The following is a 21,319-nucleotide window of genomic DNA, read 5'->3' as shown; positions in this document are numbered from 1 at the left end:
CCGGTTCCCCCGCCGTTTCGCCGCCCGCTAGTGTGCTGGTCATGGCGAACGCAGAGATCGGCGTAATCGGCGGCTCGGGCTTCTACTCGTTCCTCGACGACGTGACCGAGGTCCAGGTGGACACCCCGTACGGGCCGCCCAGCGACTCCCTCTTCTTCGGCGAGATCGCCGGCCGGCGGGTCGCCTTCCTGCCCCGGCACGGCCGCGGCCACCATCTGCCGCCGCATCGCATCAACTATCGCGCCAACCTGTGGGCGCTGCGCTCCGTCGGCGTCCGGCAGGTGCTCGGCCCCTGCGCGGTGGGCGGCCTGCAGCCCGAGTACGGCCCCGGCACCCTGCTCGTGCCGGACCAGTTCGTGGACCGTACGAAGTCCCGGGCACAGACGTACTTCGACGGGTTGCCGCTGCCCGACGGCACCGTGCCGAACGTCGTGCACGTCTCCATGGCCGACCCCTACTGCCCCACCGGGCGGACCGTCGCCCTGAAGGCCGCCCGGGGGCAGGACTGGGAGCCGGTGGACGGCGGAACCCTGGTCGTGGTCGAGGGGCCGCGCTTTTCCACGCGCGCCGAATCGTTGTGGCACCGGGCGCAGGGCTGGTCGGTCGTGGGCATGACCGGTCACCCCGAGGCGGCGCTCGCCCGGGAACTGGAGCTCTGCTACACGTCACTGACCCTGGTCACCGACCTCGACGCCGGGGCCGAGACCGGTGAGGGCGTCTCGCACGAGGAGGTGCTGCGGGTGTTCGCGGCGAACGTCGGCCGACTGCGCGGCGTGCTGTTCGACGCGGTGGCGGCACTCCCCGAGACCGGCACACGGGACTGCCTGTGCAGGAACGCGCTCGGCGGCATGGACCCGGGCTTCGAGCTGCCGTAGCGCACCGGCGGGGAGCGGACACATAGGGCGAGCCGGTGGACAGCCGAGCGGAATTCCCCGTTCGGGTGGGCGAGTTGTCCACAGTCCGCCCGTGGTCCACCGGCTCCGGCGGGATTCGGCGCGAGGCCTCATCGTGGCAGCACAAGCCGAATTCCTCGTCGCAGGCGGTGATCCCCCATGCCTTGGTCCTCGTCGTCCCCGAACCCCCTCCCGCCTCCCCTCCGGCTTCCGCGTCCGCTGGGCACGGACGCCCCGGCGACCTGTGAGGTCCCGCAGTTCCCTCCCGTGCGCGTGCGCGGCGGGCGGTATCAGCTGCAGCGGCTCGTACGGCACCGCAGGCGGGCCATCGCGGCCGGCCTCGCGGTGACCGCGGCCGCGCTCGTCGCCGCGGGGCCGCGCACCGGGGCCGAACCACACCGCGTGGCACAGGGCCGCGCCCACCCGGTCGCCGTGCCCGCACGCCGGCCTGCGGCGGTGAACCTGGTGACGGCACCGGTGCGGATCGCCGACGCGGCCGCCGTCCGGCTCCTGCGGCCCGGCGACCGCGTCGACGTCATCGCGGCCGAGGACCCGTCGACCGGGGGCATCGCCCGGGTGCTCGCCCGCGGTGTGCGGGTGGCCCAGGTGCCCGAGCCTGTGGAGAGCGGCGCCGAGAGCGGGGCGCTGGTCGTGCTGTCGGTGCCGCGCGCCACGGCGGCACGGCTCGTCGGCGCGAGCGCCACCGCGCGGCTGGCGGTGACGCTGTGCTGAACCGCGTCGGATGCCTTCTCGGCGGTTTGCCGTCAACCCGGACGACAGGGCCAGGGGACTGGACACGATGGCCGCACCGTGCCGTAGGTTGCGGAGCGTTTCGTTCCACACCCTGTGCATGCGAGGAGAGTCCCCGAGGTGAGCGAGAAGAAGGAACCGAGCGTCTGGCAGGGCTTCAAGGCCTTCCTGATGCGCGGCAACGTCGTCGATCTGGCAGTCGCGGTGGTCATCGGCGCGGCCTTCACGAACATCGTGAACTCGGTGGTGAAGGGCGTCATCAACCCGGTGGTCGGTGCGATCGGCAGCACAGAGCTCGACCAGTACAGCTCCTGCCTGATCCCGCAGTGCAAGGGCAAGGAAGGCATCCACATCATGTGGGGCTCGGTGCTCAGCGCCACGCTCAACTTCCTGATCACCGCGGCGGTCGTCTACTTCCTGATGGTCCTGCCGATGGCGAAGTACCTGGCGCGGCAGGCGGCCCGCAAGGCGGAGCGGGAGGGCACGAAGGAGGTCATCGATGTGACCGAGCTGGAGGTGCTCAAGGAGATCCGCGACGCGCTGGTCGCGCAGCGTGGACCGGGGCACGACGAACGCTAGCGGCGCTGCCGCGGACGGTTCCGGCGCTGCCGCGGACGGCTCAGAGGTGGTGGGGCGGCTTCTCGTCGAGGAAGCGCTTGAGGTCGGCGGCGCTGTCGCCGTCCGTGCGCTCGCCCCATCCGCGGTCGGTGTCGTCCGAGGACTGCTGGTCCAGCGGGTCGTCGAAGACCAGCGCGGGCTTCGGGTCGCGCGGCTCGGATGCGGGGGCGGTGCTCATGCCTCAAGGGTACGGTCCCGGCCCGGATGCCCAGGTGAAGTGGCCTCAGCCGATTTGTGAATCCGTTCACAAGATTTCGGGGCGGATTTCTGCTGTCCTGGGAGGCATGACGTCGAGTTCCGCTCCGGCGCCCGCCTCCCCGGGCGCGCCAAAGCCCTCCGGCCCCCTGCGACGGCTCACCGCGCGCGGGCGCGACGAGGCGCACCGGGTCTCGTCACCGCTGGAGCTCTTCTTCGACCTGTGCTTCGTCGTGGCGATCGCACAGGCGGGCGTACAACTGGTGCACGCCGTCGCCGAAGGGCACGCGGGCAGCGGAATCCTCAACTACGCCATGCAGTTCTTCGCCATCTGGTGGGCCTGGATGAACTTCACCTGGTTCGCCTCGGCGTACGACAACGACGACGCGCTGTACCGGGTCGTCACCCTGGTGCAGATCGCCGGCGTCCTGGTGCTGGCCGCGGGAATCTCCCGGGCCTTCCAGCAGCACGACTACCTGGTGGTCTGGCTCGGCTACGTGATCATGCGACTGGCGATGGCCGCACAGTGGCTGAGAGCCGCGAGATCGGCCGAGGGCGCCGAGCGAACCACGGCGTTGCGGTACGTGTGCGGCGTGCTGCTGTGCCAGGTCGGCTGGCTCGGGCTGCTGCTGCTGCCCAGGCCCGCGCGGCCGTGGGTGTTCCTCGTGATGGCGATCGCCGAGATGTGCGTGCCGCTCTACGCCGAGAGGCATCACGAGACCTCCTGGCATCCGCATCACATCGCCGAACGGTACGGCCTGTTCACCATCATCGTGCTCGGCGAGACGATCGCCGCGGCCACCGTCGCCGTGAAGGGGGCCTTCGACGAGCACAACGCGCTGGGTGAGCTGCTGCCGATCGCGGCCGGCGGCCTCCTGATCGTCTACTCCGCGTGGTGGATCTATTTCGTGGTCCCCATCCACGGCCATCTGCGGGCCAACGGGCAGGCGTTCCTGTGGGGTTACGGCCACTACCTGATCTTCGCCTCCGTCGCGGCGATCGGCGCCGGCCTGGAGGTGGCCGTGGAACACACGGTCGGCAAGACCCACATCTCCACGCTGTCGGCGTCGGCAGCGGTGACGCTGCCCACGGCGCTGTATCTGCTGACCGTCTGGGCGCTGCACTCTCGGCACTTCAAGGTCGGCATCGCCCAGCAGTTGGTGCTCCCGGCCACGGCGCTGCTGGTGATCTGCTGCACCTTCCTGGGCGACTGGGCGGTGCTCGCGGCCGGGCTCGTCTCCTCGGGCGCGGTCGCCACCGGAGTGACGCTGACGGCGCGCATGGTCAGACGCGAGCGTGCGGCGAGCGCCACCGCTCCGGCCGGCTGACTCCTCTCGGGCGCCTGGACCGGCGAGACTGGCCCCCATGACAGTTGACGCGATCACGGATGTCGCCGGGGTGCGCGTGGGGCACGCCACCCGCAGCGGGGACGGCTGGCTCACCGGCACCACGGTCGTCCTCGCTCCGCAAGACGGCGCGGTCGTCGCCGTGGACGTGCGCGGCGGTGGCCCCGGCACCAGGGAGACCGACGCGCTCGACCCGCGCAACGTGGTGCACCGGGTCGACGCGGTCGTGCTGACCGGTGGCAGCGCGTACGGGCTCGACGCGGCGTCCGGGGTGATGGCCTGGCTGGAGGAGCAGGGTCGCGGAGTGCGGGTGGGACCGGATCCGGCGCATGTCGTGCCGGTCGTGCCCGCCGCGTGCGTCTTCGACCTGGGACGCGGAGGGCAGTTCGGTGCGCGGCCGGACGCGGCGACGGGACGCGCGGCGGTGGAGGCCGCGGCGGCGAGCGCGCCGGGAGCTCGGGTGGCAGAGGGGTGTGTCGGTGCCGGTGCGGGCGCCGTGGCGGGGCGGATCAAGGGCGGGGTGGGCACCGCGAGCACGGTGCTCGACTCGGGTGTCACGGTGGCCGCGCTGGTGGTGGTGAACGCTGCGGGGTCGGTGATCGAACCCGGGACGGGAGCGCTGTACGGGGAGCTGTGCCAGGGGCGGGTGGAGTATCCCGAGGAGCGTGTGCACGAGGCCGCGCGCAGACGCCTCGACGAAACCGCTGCCACGTACACGCCGCCCCCGCTCAACACGACGCTGGCGGTGGTCGCGACCGACGCGAGCCTCTCCAAGGCGCAGGCGCAGAAGCTGGCGGGCACGGCGCACGACGGGATCGCGCGCGCCGTTCGGCCGGTGCACCTCATGAACGACGGCGACACGGTGTTCGCACTGGCGACCGGCGCGCGCCCGCTCGCCGAGCACCCGTTGGCGCTCAACGACATCCTCGCGGCCGGGGCGGACATGGTGACGCGCGCGATCGTGCGGGGCGTGCGCGCCGCGGAGTCGGTGGACGGGCCGGGCGGGGCGTGGCCGTCGTACGGGGAGTTGTACGGGGCGCGGTAGGGGTGGTGCCGACCATCGGAGGCAGGCCCCGTAGGGCGTGAATTGTCGCGGTTCTGTCACGTGATGGCGTTCACCGGGAACGCGAGGAACCTTCCCGGGCACCAGTGCCCTCTTTCATGACGCACTGGAACGGATCACGCACATCACACGAACCTGGAGCAGCCCGTGACAACGCCGGACATTGCAGCGCGGCGCGTACTGGGGGCCTGTGCCGCCCTGGTGGTCGGCAGCCTCGCCCTGACCGCTTGCGGTGGCAGCGCCAACGCCACCGATGACGGCAAGGGCGGCAAGGACTCCCCGAAGGCGTCGACGGCGAAGGTCGTGATCTCGGCCAGGGACGGATCGACCGGCGCGTCCATCAACGCGACCGGTGTGACGGCCAGCGGCGGCAAGCTGACCGAAGTGAAGATGACCGTGGCGGGGACGGGGCAGACCGTGGCCGGGGCGATAGCGGCGGACGGCAGCAGCTGGAAGCCGAAGCAGCAGCTGGAGCGCGGTACGAAGTACGAGATAGACGCGACCGCGAAGGACGCCGACGGGCGCACCACGGCGACCAAGTCCATCTTCACCACCGTCACGTCGGCGAACAGTTTCGTCGGCACCTACTCCCCGGACAACGGCAGCACGGTCGGGGCGGGCATGCCGGTGTCGTTCACGTTCGACAAGTCGATCACCGACAAGAAGACCGTGCAGTCGCACATCACGGTCAGCTCCAGCAGTGGCCAGCAGGTGGTCGGGCACTGGTTCGGGGACCGGCGGCTGGACTTCCGGCCGCAGGAGTACTGGAAGGCCGGCTCCAAGGTCACGATGAGGATCGCCCTGGACGGGGTCCAGGGCGCGAAAGGCGTCTACGGGGTGCAGAAGAAGACCGTCTCCTTCGTCATCGGGCGCTCGCAGGTCTCCACGGTGGACGCCGACACGCAGACCATGACCGTGGTGCGGGACGGCAAGACGATCAAGACGATTCCGATCTCCACCGGCAGCCCGGATCACACCACGTACAACGGGCAGATGGTGATCTCCGAGAAGTTCACGCAGACCCCCATGGACAGCCGGACGGTCGGCCTCGGCAACGCGTACAACATCCCGGACGTCCCGCACGCGATGCGCCTGACGAACTCCGGCACCTTCCTCCACGGCAACTACTGGTACAGCAAGGGCAATCCGCCCTTCGGCCGCGAGGGCACCAGCCATGGCTGTGTCGGCCTCGCGGACGTGCAGGGCGGGCAGAGCGCCACACCGGCCAAGTGGTTCTTCGACAACTCGCTCATCGGTGACGTCGTGATCGTGAAGAACTCCCCCGACTCGACGGTCGCCCCGGACAACGGGCTCAACGGATGGAACATGTCGTGGAGCGCCTGGACGGCGGGAAGTGCCGTCTGAGCGGCGGCTTTTGACGTGACGAGGGGCCGCGCGGGAACTTTTCGCGCGGCCCGCGCGTTTTCCCGGCGTACGTTTTCTCGGTTCCCGGACATGATGTCCGACCGAGGGGCTACGGTATGCACCCACAAGGTGACATGCAGCAACGCCGGGAGATGCCTTGAGCGTTCCGTACGAGACGGCAGCGTACGAATCAGCCGAGTCGCCCGAGTCTCCGGAGGAGCATCTCGAGCGGCTCCTCGGCCGTGCCCTGAACTCCTTCGAGCTGCCCGACAAGGTCATACGGCTGCTCGACCATGCGCTGGCGCACGACAGTTCGCTGCACTCCGCGTACCACAGCGCGGGGCTGCACCGAGAGACGTACCGGCACACCTGGCTGCTCGCCGACGGCTCCGCTGTCACGCTGTGGGAGCTCGTGCACAACCCCACGCCGGGCGGTGCCCCGGAGCACGAGGTGTACGTCGACGAGGAGGAGCTGCAGGCGGCCACGGCGCGGCTCGGGATGCCCCCGGACACAACGGAGTTCGAGCTGCCCACGCTGATGCGGCTGTGGGCGATACCGGAGCCTCGGCACGTGTTCGTCTCCGACGACTCGGCGGACCACGCGCGCCGGCTTCTGCGCCGTGCGGAGAACCCTGACCGGCCGGACGCGGAGACGGCGGCGCTGCTGGCGACGGCGACCGCGCACCAGATCACGCAGGCATTCGGACGCCCGGGGCGCGCCGGACGCGCGGGGCTGAGCTACGCGCTGTACGAGCACGCGTTCCTGCTGCCGGACGGCAGCGAGGTCTCCCTGTGGGAGGTCGAGCACACGGCGACGCCGGACGGGCGGCACATGTGCGAGGTCTACATGTCGGAGGACGCGGCCCGGGACGCCATGGAGCGGCGCGCGGCGCGGCAGGGGTAGCGCGCACGACGGCGTGAGCCCGGCTCACGGGGCGTTACGGCGTTCGGGAGCCGTTGGTGCTACGGCGTTCGGGCGCCGTTTCGCCGTCAGCCGCCCGCGAGTTGCCGTGCCAGACCCGCGAAGGCGTCCTGTTCGGCGGGCGTCAGCTCGACGGACTCCAGCGCGGGGCCTGTCCGCCGCTGGCGCGGCAGGGCCGGGAGCAGCGCGGTGGCCGGCCGGGCGGGGGCCTGGAGGCGCGCACGGCGCAGCAGGCGCGTCAGGACGACGGCCCATGCGACGGCGGCCACAGCGAGGACGGCCACGCCGATCAGCTGGAGAGTCGGGACGTGCTCAGGCATGCGTCCCAGTACACACCACGGTCCGGGACTTTGGCCCCGGACCGTGACGTATCTCGCAGGTGCCGTGAACAACTCACAGCGAACTAAAGGGACAAGGTGCGGCGGCGCGGCCGCGGTGGTCAGGCCGCCACGGGCTGCTTGGTCCCCTTCGGCGTGGTGGCGGCGTTCGCGGCGGGACCGGTGGCCGATCCGTCAGGGGTCTGCTTGCGCATGCCCTTGAGGAACACGACCAGAGCAGTGCTGGCGCCGACACCGGCCGCGATGGCGACGAGGTACAGGAACGGGTTCCCGATCAGCGGGACCACGAAGATGCCGCCGTGCGGGGCGCGCAGAGTGGCGCCGAAGGCCATCGACAGGGCGCCGGTGAGCGCGCCGCCGACCATCGACGAGGGGATCACGCGCAGCGGGTCGGCCGCCGCGAACGGGATCGCGCCCTCGGAGATGAAGGAGGCGCCCAGGACCCAGGCGGCCTTGCCGTTCTCGCGCTCGGTCTGGGTGAAGAGCCTGCCGCGCACGGTGGTGGCCAGGGCCATCGCCAGCGGCGGGACCATGCCGGCCGCCATCACCGCGGCCATGATCTTCATCGCGGAGTCGCCGGGGTTCGAGACCGCGATACCCGCGGTGGCGAAGGTGTAGGCGACCTTGTTGACCGGGCCGCCCAGGTCGAAGCACATCATCAGGCCGAGCAGGGCGCCGAGCAGGATCGCGTTGGTGCCGGTGAGGCTGTTCAGCCAGTCGGTGAGGCCCTTCTGGGCGGTGGCGATGGGCTTGCCGATCACGACGAACATCAGGAATCCGACGATCGCCGAGGAGATCAGCGGGATCACCACCACCGGCATGATGCCGCGCAACGCCGGGGGGATCCGCACCTTCTGGATCGCCATCACCACGCCACCGGCGATCAGACCGGCCACCAGGCCGCCGAGAAAGCCGGCGTTGATGGTCACCGAGATCGCACCGCCGACGAAGCCGGGGATCAGACCGGGCCGGTCGGCCATGCCGTAGGCGATGTAGCCGGCCAGCACCGGGACCAGGAAGCCGAAGGAGACCACGCCGATCTGGAACAGCAAGGCGCCCCAGCTGTCGGCCTGGGTCCACACGAAGTGGTCCATCACCGACGGCGCCTTGTTGATCTTGTAGCTGCCGATCGCGAAGCCCAGGGCGATGAGGAGGCCGCCCGCGGCGACGAACGGAACCATGTAACTCACGCCGCTCATCAGCCACTTGCGGAGCTTGGAGCCGTAGCCCTCGGTGGAGTCGCCCGCGCGCTCGACCGGCGTGCGGCCCGACACCGGCGCCGGCGCGCTCGCCTCGCCGCGCGCCGCCTTCTCGCGCACCTCCGTGATGAGTTCGGCGGGACGGTTGATGCCCGCCTTCACTCCGACGTCGACGGTCGCCTTGCCGGCGAAGCGGTCCTTGTCGCGTACCGGGAGGTCGTGCGCGAAGATCACGCCGTCCGCCGCCGCGATCACCGCCGGGTCCAGCCGGGTGAAGCCGGCCGAGCCCTGGGTTTCGACGAAGACCTCGACGCCCGCGGCACGGCCCGCGTTCTCCAGGGACTCGGCCGCCATGTAGGTGTGCGCGATCCCGGTCGGGCAGGAGGTGACGGCGACGATACGGAAGGGACGCTCGCCGGAATCCCCGGAGTCCCCGGAGTCTCCGGTGGCAGCGGCGCCCGTGGGGGCCACCTGCGCCGGGGCGGATGCGCCCGGCGCAGGCGCCGTGGTGACCGCTGCGGCGCCGGCGGAGGCCGCCACCGGCGTCGCAGCGGTGTCTTCAGGGGCGTCCGAGGCGCAGGCGGCGCCCTGCGAAGCGCCCGTCGCCGCGTTCGCGCCCGCGCCCGAGTCCGCGCTCCCAGCGCTCGCGGCCCCGCCAGCGCCCGCGCTCGCCTCCGCGCCCGCGCCCGTCCCCGCAGACGCCGCCGGCAGCTGCGCCGCAGCCGGTGCCTCGTCCCCGCGGATCAGCGCCGCCGCCGTCCCCGCGTCGGTCACCGCGCGCAGCGCCGAGGTGAACTCGGCGTTCATCAGCTGGCGGGCCAGCGAGGAGAGGATCGTGAGGTGGGCGTCGTCGGCACCGGAGGGTGCCGCGATCAGGAAGATGAGGTCGGCCGGGCCGTCCGCGGCGCCGAAGTCGATGCCGGTGGCGCTGCGGCCGAAGGCGAGGCTCGGCTCGGTGACGTGGGCGCTGCGACAGTGCGGGATGCCGATGCCGCCGTCGAGGCCGGTCGGCATCTGGGCCTCGCGGGCGGCGACGTCGACGAGGAAGCCCTCCAGGTCGGTCACCCGGCCCTGAGCCACCATGCGCTCGGCGAGGGCGCGCGCCGCCGCTTCCTTGGTGTCGGCGGACAGGTCGAGGTCGACCAGGTCCACGGTGATCATGTCGCTCATCGCGGGCTCCTATGCACGCGTATCGCCCGGGGAGAGGGGTGGGCGTAAGGGGGGACGGGGGTGCGGTGGGGGGATGAGGCCGTTCGGGATGCGGGGCCGGGGAAACCCCGCCTTCCCGGGGAACCTCGCCGCTTCGAGGCAGGCCGGGTGGGTGCGTCCTGGGGTGCGGATGCGGTGTGTGCGTCCTGGGGTGCGGACGCGGTGCATGCGTCCTGGGGTGCGGACGCGGTTCGTACGTCCCGGGGTACCGACGCGGTGCGCACGTCCCGGGGTGCGGACGCGGTGCGCACGTCCCGGGGTGCCGACGCGGTCCATGGGTTCTGGGGGCCCGGCACGGTCCATACGCCCTGGGCTGCGGGTGCGCTGCGTGCGCCCAACCGCCGGGTGCCGGGGCGGGTGGCGTGCAGGGCGAGCGCGTTCATGAGACCGGCTCCGTCAGCTCGCGGTCGAGGGGGATGTCGGCCGTGACGGTCACCGCGGCCGGGTCCAGGTCGGCGGGGGTCGGCATGACGCTGCCGGGGAGCTGGACGGCGGCGGCGCCGTGGGCGACGGCGGAGGCGAGGGCCTCGGGGCCGCTGCCGCCGGCGATCAGGAAGCCGGCGAGGGAGGAGTCACCGGCGCCGACGTTGCTGCGGACGGTATCCACGCGCGCGGTGCCGAACCACGCGCCGGCGTCCTCCACGAGGAGCTGCCCGTCGGCGCCCAGGCTCGCGAGCACGGCGCGCGCGCCCATGCCGCGCACCTCCTCGGCCGCCTTCAGCGCGTCGCCCACGGTCGCGAGCGGGCGCCCGACGGCCTCCGCGAGTTCCTCGGCGTTCGGCTTCACCACATCCGGCCGCGCGCCCAGCGCCTCCAGAAGCGCACGCCCCGAGGTGTCCAGTGCGATACGCGCGCCCCCGGCGTGCGCCTCCGTGACGACATCGGCGTACCACGAGGGCGCGAGCCCCCCGGGCAGGCTCCCGCAGCACGCGATCCAGTCGGCGTCACGGGAGTGCTCGCGGACGGTGACCAGCAGCAGGGCCTGCTCGGCCGCCGACAGCTCCGGACCCGGCGCGTTGATCTTGGTGAGGACCCCGTCGGACTCGGCGAGCGCGATGTTGGAGCGGGTGGCGCCGGCGATCGGGACCGGCGCGACCTCGATGCCCTGCGCGTCGAGCAGCTCGGCGACGAGCGCCCCCGGCGCACCACCCAGGGGCAGCACGGCGAGCGTGCGCTGGCCGGCGGCCGCGACGGCGCGCGCGACGTTCACGCCCTTGCCGCCGGGGTCCATGCGCTCGGTTTCGGCACGGATGACCTCGCCGCGCTTGAGGGCCTGGACCTCGTAGGTGCGGTCGAGGGAGGGGTTGGGGGTGACGGTGAGGATCATGCGCGCACTACTTCCGTGCCGCCGCGCTCGATGACGGCGGCGTCCTCGGGGCTCAGCCCGCTGTCGGTGATCAGCAGGTCCACGTCGCTCAGGGCACCGAAGCGGGCGAAGTGCTCCTGGCCGTGCTTGGAGGAGTCGGCCAGCAGCACCACGCGGCGGGCGGCGGCGACCGCGGCCCGCTTGACCGCGGCCTCGGCGAGGTCCGGTGTGGTCAGACCGTGCTCGGCGGAGAAGCCGTTCGCGGCCACGAACAGCACGTCCGCGCGGATCTCGCCGTATGCGCGCAGCGCCCAGGCGTCCACGGCGGCGCGCGTGCGGTGGCGTACGCGCCCCCCGACCAGGTGGAGCTGGATGCCCGGGTGGTCGGCGAGGCGGGCGGCGATGGGCAGGCTGTGCGTGACGACGGTCAGGGACGCCTCCAGCGGGATCGCGGCGGCGACCCGGGCGACCGTCGTACCAGCATCGAGGATCATCGTGCCCTCGGTCGGCAGTTCGGCGAGGGCCGCCTTGGCGATGCGGTCCTTCTCGTCGGCCGCGGTGGACTCGCGTTCGCTGAGGTCCGGTTCGAAGTCGAGGCGGCCGACCGGGATGGCGCCGCCGTGCACGCGGCGGACGAGGCCGGCCCGGTCGAGAGCCTTCAGATCGCGGCGGATCGTTTCCGCGGTGACCTGGAACTCCTCGGCGAGCGACAGTACGTCCACCCGGCCGCCGTCACGTGCGAGCCGGAGGATCTCCTGCTGCCGTTCCGGTGCGTACATGTCGTTGGCCTCCGCCCGTGTCTGTTCGCTTCCAGCTGATGCCCGAACGTGTGGTTTCGATGCGAGACTACGCCCGGATTTCCGGAAAGTAAACAGGTTCAGACTTGAATCGGGCATGATCGGACTTCCGACTGTGTCCGAAACAGCAGAGAGGCCCGGCACCTGATCGGTACCGGGCCCTCGTCGTGCCTGTTCAGGGCACCAGTACGGGTTCCTTCTCGCCCACCGGCAGCTCCTCGTCCACCGCCCCCTCGACATGCTGCGCGGGCCGCTTCGGCAGGGCCGACATCAGCAGGAAGATCGCGCCCATGATCCCGGCGACCCACCACAGCGCGTGCTGGAAGGCGTGCACGAAGGCCGGGCCGACCTGCTCCGGGGCCAGCCCGTCGCCGATCTCACCGAAGAACACCACCGACACGAGCCCCAGGCCGAGCGCGTTGCCCATCTGCTGCACCGTGTTGATCAGCCCGGACGCGGAACCGGCGTGCTCGCGCGGCACCTCCGAGAGCACCGCGTCGGTCAGCGGGGCGACGATCAGCCCCATGCCAACGCCCATCACGACCAGCGGCAGGGCCATCTGCCAGGAGGCGATGGCGAGGCCGTACCGGTGCGCCTCCCACAGATAGAGCAGTACGCCCACGCCCATGACCAGCGCGCCCGCCTGGAGCACCTTCCGGCCGAACCGCGGGACCAGCTGCTGCACCGACATCCCGGCCGCCGTGGACACCGCGAGGGAGAACGGCACGCCCGTCAACCCGGCCCGCAGCGGGCTCCAGCCCAGGCCGACCTGCATGTACAGCGTCCAGACCAGGAAGAAGATGCCGAGCGCGACACCGAAGACGGTCTGTACGGCGATACCCGCGGCGAAGCTCTTCACCCGGAAGAGGGACAGTTCGATGAGCGGGGAACCGTCCCGGGCGGCCTTCCGTTTTTCGTACGACACCAGCGCCACGAAGACGACGAACGCGCCGGCCATGCAGATGTACCCCCACAGTGGCCAGCCCAGCTCGCGGCCGCGGGTGAGCGGGTAGAGCAGCATGAGCAGACCCAGCGAGACCAGGGCGACACCAACGAGGTCCAGTTTCAGCGCCTTGGGGGCCTTCGACTCGGTGATGAAGCGGCGGCCCAGCATCCAGGCCAGCACGCCGACGGGGAGGTTGATGAGGAAGATGGGCCGCCATTCGAGGCCGAACAGGTTCCACTCGGTCAGCAGCGCGCCGAGCAGCGGTCCGGAGACCGCGCCCAGGCCGACGACCGCGCCGAACAGACCGAACACCTTGCCGCGTTCGTGGGCCGGGAAGGTGGCGTGCACGATCGACAGCACCTGCGGCACCATCATCGCCGCCATACCGCCCTGCAGGATGCGGGAGGCGACCAGCATCTCCGGGTTCGCGGCGAGACCGCACAGGGCGGAGGCGAGGGTGAAGCCGCCGACACCGATCAGGAAGAGCCGTTTGCGGCCGTGGATGTCACCGAGACGGCCGCCGGTGATGAGGCCTGCGGCGAAGGCGAGGGCGTAGCCGGCGGTCACCCACTGGATCTGGCTGACCGAGGCGTGAGCGCTCCGCTGGATGGACGGGATGGCGATGTTGACGATCGTCACGTCCACCAGGTCCATGAAGGCCGCGGCCATGACGATGGTCAGGGCCAGCCAACGGCTTCGGTCGGGGATGAGTTCGCGGGGCGTGTTGCGGTCGGTCGAGGTCATGAGGTGAACGTAGGCCTCCATTAGGTCAGATCATGTCCTAATCCTGCGGCATTCTCGTATGCATGACTACCGACACACCCGCGAGGCTCTTGCAGCTCCTGTCACTCCTCCAGACTCCGCGTGAGTGGCCCGGTGGGGAGCTCGCCGAGCGGCTCGGGGTGTCGCGGCGTACCGTGCGGCGGGACATCGACCGGCTGCGGGAGCTGGGCTATCCGGTGCAGGCCACGAAGGGCGCGGACGGCGGGTACCGGCTGGTGGCGGGCAAGGCGATGCCGCCGCTGGTGCTGGACGACGAGGAGGCGGTGGCGATCGCGGTGGGGCTGCGCGCCGGTGCCGGCCACGCGGTGGAGGGCGTGGACGAGGCGTCCGTACGAGCCCTGGCCAAGCTGGAGCAGGTGCTGCCGGCCCGGCTGCGCCACCGGGTGTCCACGCTGCAGGCGGCGACCACCCTGCTGACCAGCGGGGACGGGGCAAGCATCGCGCCGGAGACGCTGACCGTCATGGCCTCGACGGTGGCGGGGCACGAGCGGCTGCGATTCGCCTACCGCGACAAGGAAGGGGGCGAGTCCCGGCGGCTGACGGAGCCGCACCGGCTGGTGTCGACCGGGCGGCGCTGGTATCTCGTCGCCTATGACCTCGACCGCGCCGACTGGCGCACCTTCCGGGTGGACCGGGTGAGCGAACCGTTCGCGACCGGAGTCCGGTTCGCACCACGGGAGTTGCCGACGGGGAGCGCCGCCGAGTATCTGCGGCGCTCCATCCACCGGCGGCAGGAGACATACGAGTTCACGGTGCGGTTCGCCGCACCGGCGGGGCAGGTCTCCGTGAAGGTGCCGGCGTGGCTCGGGGTACCGGAGGACGACGGCGAGGGCGGTTGCGTCCTGCGTGGCACCTCCGGCGATCCCGTGGAGTGGCTGGTGATGCGGCTGGCGATGACGGGATACGAGTTCGCGGTGCGGGAGCCCGGTGAACTAGTGGCGGCCGTACGGGAGTTGGGTGGGAGGCTGAGCCGGGCGGCGGCGGGTGGTCCTGGGGCTTCTCCGCAGTGAGAGCTTCCGGACATGAGGGCTTCATCGGCCGACGGTGAGGGCTTCGCCGACCGGCGGGGAGGGCTTCGCCGACCGACGGTGAGGACTTCGCCAGCCCGCAGTGAGGGCTTCCCTGCGGCGCGTGGCCTGGGTGTGGCCCTAGCCTTCACCGCCCCATCCGAAGTCCCGCAAGCAATGGAGGTTGCGCAGCGCCAGGGCCGCGGGACCCTGCGGGCCTGTGGGCGGGGAGGATGTGGCCGCCCAGGACTCCACGGCCACCCGGACGGCGGCGCCGGCGACGGCTGCGGCGAAGCGGAGGGCCGGGGTGACCGGTGCGGGAGTCGCGGGGTGTGAGGCAACGTCGGTGCGCCCCGCGTGCCCACCGCGCCCTTCATGCGCCCCGCGCCCGTCACCGTCCCCCGCACCTGGCTTGACTTCACCGGTTCCGGTGCCCCCAACTGAGCCGCTGTCGCCCTCAGTTGGCGTCATCCGGGTCACGAGGATCCCGGCCAGGGTCTGGTCCGACTCCTGGCACACCTCCGCCCAGACCTTGCGCAGTGCGGGGCTGGTGTCGGCCAGGCGGATCAGGGTGCGGACCCATTCCCAGGACGCCGCCGAGACGCCGATGCCGGGGGTGAGGGTGTGGTGGACGGCGTGTTCCAGGGCCTCCGGGACGGTGAGGTGGGCCGGGGCCGAGCGGACCGCGTCGGTCCAGCGCTGGGCACCCACCGCGTAGAGGGGAGCGACCGCTTCCTCCTTGGTGGCGAAGTAACGGTAGAACGTACGCGGTGCGATCCCCGCGGCCTGCGCGATGTCCTCGGCGCGGGTCGCCCGCAGGCCCTGGCGGACGAACAGGGCGGCTGCCGCGCGGGCGATCTCCGTCCGGGTCTCGGCCTTGCGGCGCTCGGTCAGCGAGACCGGTGCGGGGGCGGAAAACTGCTGGTGGGCGGCGCTGGGGGTGGTGCCGGGGGTGGTGCTCATCCCGGCAGGTTATGTCCGTGTGGCAGAATCTGCCATCCGGCGGTCCACCCCGGGGTTCAGGTACGGGGTGGGCCGCCGTCCCAGGATGCGCCACCGCCGCCCCACCGCCCTATCGCCCGTGGTGACTTGAACGCTTCGGGTGCGCCGTCACAGAAATCGAAGCCCGGCCTACGGACTACGCACAAAGATGAAGCCGGGCCTCGGCACCCAGGGGGGATGGGCGCCGAAGCCCGGCTTGGGAAGGTCCCGGCGCCGGGGGGGATGTGCGTCGGGACGTGGCTGGGTGGTGCGGGCTGCGTGGGGTCGGCCGGTCAGTCTGGTGCTTGGGGAGTGCGGTTACCCGGGGCTTGGCTGCTGCTGTGGGGCCCGGAAGGGTTGTTCCCGCGGGCCCGGGAGTTGAAGCGATGGGACCACGCCATGTTTGCGCCGTCTTCCGCCACCGGCGTGCGCTCCCCCAGGCACCGTACGCCCACAGGCATCACACGCCCCCGCGCACCGTACGCCCCCAGACAGCACACACCGCCGGGCACAGCACAGTCGACGCACCCCGCGCGCGCAGGGAAGCGGCGGGCCGCCGGGCACAACTCGCCACCGGCCACCGCCGGTTGCCGCACGCCCGCGACGCCCCTGCGCCCGGGGCCCCGACCCCGTGCCCCGTGCCATGCCGTACCCCACCGCCCCTTCACAGCACCGATACCGGCTACCTCCGTTACGCCGCCGCGTCGAACCCCGTCTTACGGGCCAGCTTCTTCAGCTCGAGCAGTGCGTGCTTCTCGATCTGGCGGATACGTTCGCGGGTCAGGCCGTGTTCCTTGCCGACCTCGGTCAGGGTGCGCTCGCGGCCGTCCTCGATGCCGTACCGCATCTTGATGATGGAGGCCGTGCGCTGGTCCAGGCGGCCGATCAGGTCGTCCAGTTCCTCGCTGCGCAGCAGGGTGAGCACCGACTGCTCGGGGCTGACCGCGGAGGTGTCCTCCAGCAGGTCGCCGAACTGGGTCTCGCCCTCGTCGTCCACCGACATGTTCAGCGAGACCGGGTCACGGGCCCAGTCGAGGACGTCGATGACGCGCTCCGGAGTCGCGCCCAGCTCCGCGGCGATCTCCGCGGGCTCCGGGTCGCGGCCGTTCTCGCGGTTGAACTCGCGCTGCACGCGCCGGATGCGGCCCAGCTCCTCCACCAGGTGGACGGGGAGCCGGATCGTGCGGGACTGGTCGGCGATGGAGCGGGTGATGGCCTGACGGATCCACCAGGTGGCGTACGTCGAGAACTTGAAGCCCTTGCGGTAGTCGAACTTCTCGACCGCGCGCACCAGGCCGGCGTTGCCCTCCTGGATCAGGTCGAGCAGGGGCAGACCACTGCGCGGGTAGCGGCGGGCGACGGCCACGACCAGGCGGAGGTTGGAACGGATGAAGATGTCCTTCGCCCGCTCACCGGCGTCGACCAGGGCCTGCAGCTCCTCGCGGGAGGCATCCGCCGCGGACTCCTCCTCACCGTCGAGGATCTGCTGCGCGAAGACACCCGCCTCGATGGTCTGGGACAGCTCGACCTCCTTTGCGGCGTCGAGCAGCGGCGTACGCGCGATCTCGTCGAGGTACATGCCGACCAGGTCGCGGTCCGCGATCTCGCCGCCATGGGCGCGAACACTGCTTGCCGAGTCGACCGTCTCGCCGGAGGCGGACTGACGACGGGCGACGGCACGGGTTGCCATGCGTGCTCCCTTGCGATGGTGGGCTGGCGGGTGGTCCTGCTGAACGCTCGGCATCGGGGGGAGTGTCTCTGGCGACTCTCTCCGAGTGCCCTGCATCCGTGGGAAACAACGACTGGAATCCGGACAGAATTCCCAACCCGCCCCCCAATTTTTCTGATCATGCAGTACCCTGTTCCGCCACACAGGGAGGCGGGATGGCGACGGAACGTACACAGGTCCAGGTCAGGCCGGGAGCCGAGAGTGATCTCGACGCCCTCACCGCGATCTACAACCACTACGTACGTGAGACGGCCATCACATTCGATACCGCGATCTTCACTCCGGAAGAGCGCCGCCCTTGGCTGCTCTCCCACCCGGAAGACGGCCCGCACCGCCTGTTGGTTGCCACGGACACGGAGTCACAGGAGATTCTGGGGTACGCCACATCCAGCCCTTACCGGCCGAAGCCCGCGTACGTCACATCCGTGGAGGTTTCGGTGTACCTCGCCCCTGGCTCCGGGCGGGGTGGCATCGGCACACTGCTCTACGACGCCCTCTTCAAGGCGCTGGCCAACGAGGACGTACACCGCGCCTACGCCGGGATCGCCCAGCCCAACGAGGCCTCCGAGCGGCTGCACGCCCGTTTCGACTTCCGGTACGTCGGCACGTACCGCGAGGTCGGCCGCAAGTTCGGCCGCTACTGGGACGTGGCCTGGTACGAGAAAGAGCTGTAGCCGAAAAAAGAGCCCTCCCGAAAGGGGCCGTCCCTCACCCGAACTGCACCGACCGCTTCGCCATTCCCATCCAGAACCCGTCGATCACCGACTTCTGCGCGTCCAGCTCGCCGCCCGCCTCCGCCGCGCCCATGGTGACGAAGAGGGGGGCGAAGTGCTCGGTGCGGGGGTGGGCGTAGCGGCCGGCCGGGGCCTTGTTCAGGAAGTCCAGCAGGGCGTCCCAGTCACGGGCCTCCAGGGCGCGTCGGCCCCAGTCGTCGAACTCGGACGACCAGCTGGGCACACCGTTGCCCGTGTGGCGCAGGGCGGCCAGGTTGTGGGTGAAGAAGCCGGAGCCGACGATCAGCACGCCCTCGTCGCGCAGCGGAGCCAGCTTGCGGCCGATCTCCATCAGCCGCACCGGGTCCAGCGTCGGCATGGATATCTGCAGGACGGGGATGTCGGCGGCCGGGAACATCTCGACGAGGGGGACGTAGGCGCCGTGGTCGAGGCCGCGGTCGGGGATGTCCTGGACGGGGGTGCCGGGGGCGCGCAGCAGCTTGCGTACGGATTCGGCCAGCGCCGGGGCGCCAGGGGCGTCGTACCGCACCTGGTAGTAGTGCTCGGGGAAGCCCCAGAAGTCGTAGACGAGCGGGACGGTCTCGACGGCGCCCAGGGCGAGCGGGGCCTCCTCCCAGTGGGCGGAGACCATGAGGATCGCCTTGGGGCGGGGCAGGTCGGCGGACCAGGCGGCGAGCTCGCCGGGCCAGACGGGGTCGTCGGCGAGCGGCGGGGCGCCGTGGCTGAGGTACAGGGCGGGCATGCGCTCCGGCCCGGTCGTGGACCTCTCCGCTGCGGTGGTGGACATGACGGCGGCTCCAGCGGTCGATCCGGATTCGTTCCAGATGCTTTAACTCTCAAGCTCTATGCGGAACACCGTACGCCCGACTTGTTCAAGTTTCAAGGAGCCGCCTCGTACAGTGGGACACATGAACACGGCACCCGGCTCCGCCGCACAGCCCCGCTGGCTCAGCGACGAGGAACAGCGCGTCTGGCGCGCCTATCTGCACGCCACCACCCTGCTGGAGGACCACCTCGACCGGCAGCTGCAGCGCGACGCGGGCATGCCGCACATCTACTACGCCCTGCTCGTCGGCCTCGCCGAGGCACCGCGCCGCCGGCTGCGGATGACCGACCTGGCGATGCAGGCGAAGATCACCCGCTCCCGGCTGTCGCACGCGATCGCGCGCCTGGAGAAGAACGGCTGGGTACGGCGCGAGGACTGCCCCTCCGACAAGCGGGGCCAGTTCGCGGTGCTCACCGACGAGGGCGCCGAGGTGCTGAGGCGTACCGCGCCCGGCCATGTGGCGGCCGTACGGCAGGCGATGTTCGACCGGCTCAGCCCGGAACAGCAGAAGACCCTCGGCGAGATCATGGAGATCGTCGCCGAGGGCCTCCAGCCCAACGAAGCGGGTGCGGACCTGCCCTGGCTCCGCTAGGCCCCGCCGTCACATTCCCGTCTGCCCGGCAGGGCCTGGGCGCACTGCCCGGCAGGGCCTGGGTGCACTGTCAGTGGGCCACCACCGGCACCGGCACCTCGTCCTCGACGGCCTCGCCCTCGCCGGAGGCCACCGTGGTGGAGCCCGGCCGGCCGGCGTTGACGAAGGTGAAGGCGATCAGCGCGGCCAGCGTCAGGATGCCGACGGCGAACCAGATCGCGGTGCTGTAGCCGTGCACCATGCCCTGGAGCTTGACCAGCTGCTGCTGCGGCTTGGCGGCCGCACCGGCGATGTGGTCCTTGACGTACGACGTGGTCGCCGAGGCGGCGATGGTGTTCAGCAGGGCGGTACCGATCGCGCCGCCCACCTGCTGCGAGGTGTTGACCATCGCGGAGGCGACACCGGCGTCCCGGGGCTGCACGCCCTGGGTGGCCAGGGACATCGCCGGCATGAACGCCGTACCCATGCCGAGGCCGAGCAGCAGCATCGCGGGCAGCAGCTGGGTGCCGTACGACGAGTCGATCTTCAGCTGGGTCAGGATCAGCATGCCGAGCGCGGCGACCAGGAAGCCGGGGCCCATCAGGAAACGGGCCGGGATCCGGGTCATCAGCCGGGCGCCGATCTGGGTGGAGCCGGTGATCATGCCCGCCACCATCGGCAGGAACGCGAAGCCGGTCTTGACCGGCGAGTAGCCCTTCACGACCTGCAGGTAGTAGGTCAGGAAGAGGAACAGGCCGAACATCCCGATGATCGCGAGGCCGAGGGAGAGGTAGATACCGCCGCGGTTGCGGTCGGTCACCACGCGCAGCGGCAGCAGCGGCGCCTTGACCCGGGACTCGACGACGGCGAAGGCGGCGAGCAGCACCGCGGACGCGACGAACATCGAGACGGTCACGGAGTCGCCCCAGCCGTCGGTCTCGGCACGCGTGAAGCCGTAGACGAGGGCGACCAGGCCGAGGGTGGACAGGATCACGCCGGGGATGTCGAGCGGGGAGCGGTTGCGGCCGCCCTCGGGCTCACGGATGACGAAGTAGGCGCCGACCGCGGCGACGATGGCGAACGGGACGTTCACGAAGAAGGTCCAGCGCCAGTTCAGGTACTCGGTGAGGAAACCGCCGAGGATCAGGCCGACGGCACCGCCGCCGCCCGCGATGGCGCCGTAGATGCCGAACGCCTTGGCGCGCTCGTTGGCGTTCGTGAACATCACCGCGAGCAGGGAGAGCGCGGCCGGGGCGAGCAGCGCGCCGAAGACACCCTGCAGGGCGCGGGCGCCGAACATCATCGGGCCGGTGGTGGCGGCACCGCCCAGCGCGGAGGCGAGGGCGAAGCCGGCCAGACCGATGAGGAAGGCCCGCTTACGGCCCCACTTGTCGGCGATACGGCCGCCGAAGAGCAGCAGACCACCGAAGGCGAGGGCGTAGGCCGTGACGACCCACTGCCGGTTGCCGTCGGATATGCCGAGGTCGCTCTGGGCAGAGGGCAGGGCGATGTTCACGATGGTCGCGTCGAGGACGACCATCAGCTGGGCGAGCGCGATGAAGACGAGCGCTTTCCAGCGGTTGGCGTCGCCGGCCGGAGCGGCGGCGCCGGGAGCCTTGAGGGCTGTTTCGGACATGGGGGTACCCACTTCGGGACTTCGTGACGGAAAAATGATCAGAGGGGCTTACCGGGGTTTGCCGGGGCTCACAGGGGCTTACAGGGGCTTATGGCGGCCGGAGAA

The 21,319-nt window shown here is 71.2% G+C and carries 20 protein-coding genes; 10 read left to right on the top strand and 10 right to left on the bottom strand.

The window, feature by feature from the left end; genetic code table 11:
- The first annotated feature begins 41 nt into the window (after positions 1-41).
- From ACWC0C_RS02040 to mscL, 3 genes are all read left to right on the top strand, one after another.
- Positions 42-875 (top strand): S-methyl-5'-thioadenosine phosphorylase, encoded by an 834-nt coding sequence (locus ACWC0C_RS02040; protein ID WP_449198666.1) that lies wholly within the window; start codon positions 42-44, stop codon positions 873-875.
- A 177-nt stretch (positions 876-1,052) separates the two neighbouring features.
- A complete protein-coding gene (locus ACWC0C_RS02035; RefSeq protein WP_449198667.1) occupies positions 1,053-1,625 on the top strand; it encodes an RcpC/CpaB family pilus assembly protein in 573 nt (190 codons plus the stop codon).
- Between the two features lie 138 nt (positions 1,626-1,763).
- Positions 1,764-2,222, top strand: coding sequence for a large conductance mechanosensitive channel protein MscL (mscL, locus tag ACWC0C_RS02030; RefSeq protein ID WP_450860904.1), 459 nt, complete (start codon positions 1,764-1,766; stop codon positions 2,220-2,222).
- 40 nt (positions 2,223-2,262) lie between these two features.
- On the opposite strand, the gene ACWC0C_RS02025 is transcribed toward mscL, so the two are convergent.
- On the bottom strand, positions 2,263-2,439 hold the full coding sequence (locus tag ACWC0C_RS02025) for a hypothetical protein (RefSeq protein ID WP_365727584.1): 177 nt from the start codon (positions 2,437-2,439) through the stop codon (positions 2,263-2,265).
- A gap of 106 nt (positions 2,440-2,545) precedes the next feature.
- Here ACWC0C_RS02025 and ACWC0C_RS02020 point away from each other — a divergent pair, with 106 nt between their 5' ends.
- The 4 genes from ACWC0C_RS02020 to ACWC0C_RS02005 all read left to right on the top strand — a co-directional run bounded on the left by ACWC0C_RS02020 (position 2,546) and on the right by ACWC0C_RS02005 (position 7,134).
- Positions 2,546-3,784 (top strand): low temperature requirement protein A, encoded by a 1,239-nt coding sequence (locus ACWC0C_RS02020; protein WP_450860902.1) that lies wholly within the window; start codon positions 2,546-2,548, stop codon positions 3,782-3,784.
- Between the two features lie 37 nt (positions 3,785-3,821).
- The gene (locus tag ACWC0C_RS02015; protein WP_450860900.1) at positions 3,822-4,847 is read left to right on the top strand and encodes a P1 family peptidase; all 1,026 of its coding nucleotides are present in this window, start codon (positions 3,822-3,824) and stop codon (positions 4,845-4,847) included.
- A 165-nt stretch (positions 4,848-5,012) separates the two neighbouring features.
- Positions 5,013-6,230, top strand: a complete 1,218-nt coding sequence (locus ACWC0C_RS02010) for a L,D-transpeptidase (protein WP_450860898.1) — start codon at positions 5,013-5,015, stop codon at positions 6,228-6,230.
- A gap of 157 nt (positions 6,231-6,387) precedes the next feature.
- Positions 6,388-7,134, top strand: a complete 747-nt coding sequence (locus tag ACWC0C_RS02005; RefSeq protein ID WP_450860897.1) for a DUF6227 family protein — start codon at positions 6,388-6,390, stop codon at positions 7,132-7,134.
- Between the two features lie 86 nt (positions 7,135-7,220).
- Here the strand turns inward: ACWC0C_RS02005 and ACWC0C_RS02000 are convergent, their stop codons facing one another.
- The 5 genes from ACWC0C_RS02000 to ACWC0C_RS01980 all read right to left on the bottom strand — a co-directional run bounded on the left by ACWC0C_RS02000 (position 7,221) and on the right by ACWC0C_RS01980 (position 13,691).
- Positions 7,221-7,472, bottom strand: coding sequence for a hypothetical protein (locus ACWC0C_RS02000; protein ID WP_450860895.1), 252 nt, complete (start codon positions 7,470-7,472; stop codon positions 7,221-7,223).
- Positions 7,473-7,591: 119 nt separating this feature from the next.
- On the bottom strand, positions 7,592-9,859 hold the full coding sequence (locus ACWC0C_RS01995) for a PTS fructose transporter subunit IIABC (protein WP_450860894.1): 2,268 nt from the start codon (positions 9,857-9,859) through the stop codon (positions 7,592-7,594).
- 418 nt (positions 9,860-10,277) lie between these two features.
- Positions 10,278-11,225, bottom strand: coding sequence for a 1-phosphofructokinase (gene pfkB / locus ACWC0C_RS01990; protein WP_450860892.1), 948 nt, complete (start codon positions 11,223-11,225; stop codon positions 10,278-10,280).
- Positions 11,222-11,983 (bottom strand): DeoR/GlpR family DNA-binding transcription regulator, encoded by a 762-nt coding sequence (locus ACWC0C_RS01985; RefSeq protein ID WP_449198676.1) that lies wholly within the window; start codon positions 11,981-11,983, stop codon positions 11,222-11,224. Before ACWC0C_RS01985 ends, pfkB begins: the two co-directional genes overlap by 4 nt.
- A 193-nt stretch (positions 11,984-12,176) precedes the next feature.
- Entirely contained in the window at positions 12,177-13,691 is a 1,515-nt protein-coding gene (locus ACWC0C_RS01980; RefSeq protein WP_450860890.1) for an MFS transporter, read from the bottom strand.
- A gap of 62 nt (positions 13,692-13,753) precedes the next feature.
- Between ACWC0C_RS01980 and ACWC0C_RS01975 the strand changes: the two genes are divergently transcribed.
- Positions 13,754-14,740 (top strand): helix-turn-helix transcriptional regulator, encoded by a 987-nt coding sequence (locus ACWC0C_RS01975; protein ID WP_450860889.1) that lies wholly within the window; start codon positions 13,754-13,756, stop codon positions 14,738-14,740.
- A gap of 138 nt (positions 14,741-14,878) precedes the next feature.
- On the opposite strand, the gene ACWC0C_RS01970 is transcribed toward ACWC0C_RS01975, so the two are convergent.
- Both ACWC0C_RS01970 and ACWC0C_RS01965 read right to left on the bottom strand, forming a co-directional pair.
- On the bottom strand, positions 14,879-15,700 hold the full coding sequence (locus ACWC0C_RS01970) for a TetR/AcrR family transcriptional regulator (RefSeq protein WP_450860888.1): 822 nt from the start codon (positions 15,698-15,700) through the stop codon (positions 14,879-14,881).
- Between the two features lie 709 nt (positions 15,701-16,409).
- Complete coding sequence (locus ACWC0C_RS01965) at positions 16,410-17,408, bottom strand: sigma-70 family RNA polymerase sigma factor (RefSeq protein WP_450860886.1); 999 nt, start codon at positions 17,406-17,408, stop codon at positions 16,410-16,412.
- 194 nt (positions 17,409-17,602) lie between these two features.
- Here ACWC0C_RS01965 and ACWC0C_RS01960 point away from each other — a divergent pair, with 194 nt between their 5' ends.
- Positions 17,603-18,121 carry an N-acetyltransferase family protein gene (locus tag ACWC0C_RS01960; RefSeq protein ID WP_450860884.1) on the top strand — a complete coding sequence of 173 codons (519 nt, stop codon included), beginning with the start codon at positions 17,603-17,605 and terminating at the stop codon, positions 18,119-18,121.
- Between the two features lie 34 nt (positions 18,122-18,155).
- On the opposite strand, the gene ACWC0C_RS01955 is transcribed toward ACWC0C_RS01960, so the two are convergent.
- Positions 18,156-18,923: a dioxygenase family protein gene (locus ACWC0C_RS01955; protein ID WP_450861132.1), complete on the bottom strand. Its 768-nt coding sequence runs from the start codon at positions 18,921-18,923 to the stop codon at positions 18,156-18,158.
- 166 nt (positions 18,924-19,089) lie between these two features.
- Between ACWC0C_RS01955 and ACWC0C_RS01950 the strand changes: the two genes are divergently transcribed.
- The gene (locus ACWC0C_RS01950) at positions 19,090-19,599 is read left to right on the top strand and encodes a MarR family winged helix-turn-helix transcriptional regulator (protein WP_449198682.1); all 510 of its coding nucleotides are present in this window, start codon (positions 19,090-19,092) and stop codon (positions 19,597-19,599) included.
- A 70-nt stretch (positions 19,600-19,669) separates the two neighbouring features.
- On the opposite strand, the gene ACWC0C_RS01945 is transcribed toward ACWC0C_RS01950, so the two are convergent.
- Complete coding sequence (locus ACWC0C_RS01945) at positions 19,670-21,214, bottom strand: MFS transporter (RefSeq protein ID WP_450860882.1); 1,545 nt, start codon at positions 21,212-21,214, stop codon at positions 19,670-19,672.
- Positions 21,215-21,319: the final 105 nt, after the last annotated feature.

Source organism: Streptomyces sp. NPDC001709, from assembly GCF_053596375.1.
This window is presented reverse-complemented; position numbering and strand designations above follow the sequence as displayed.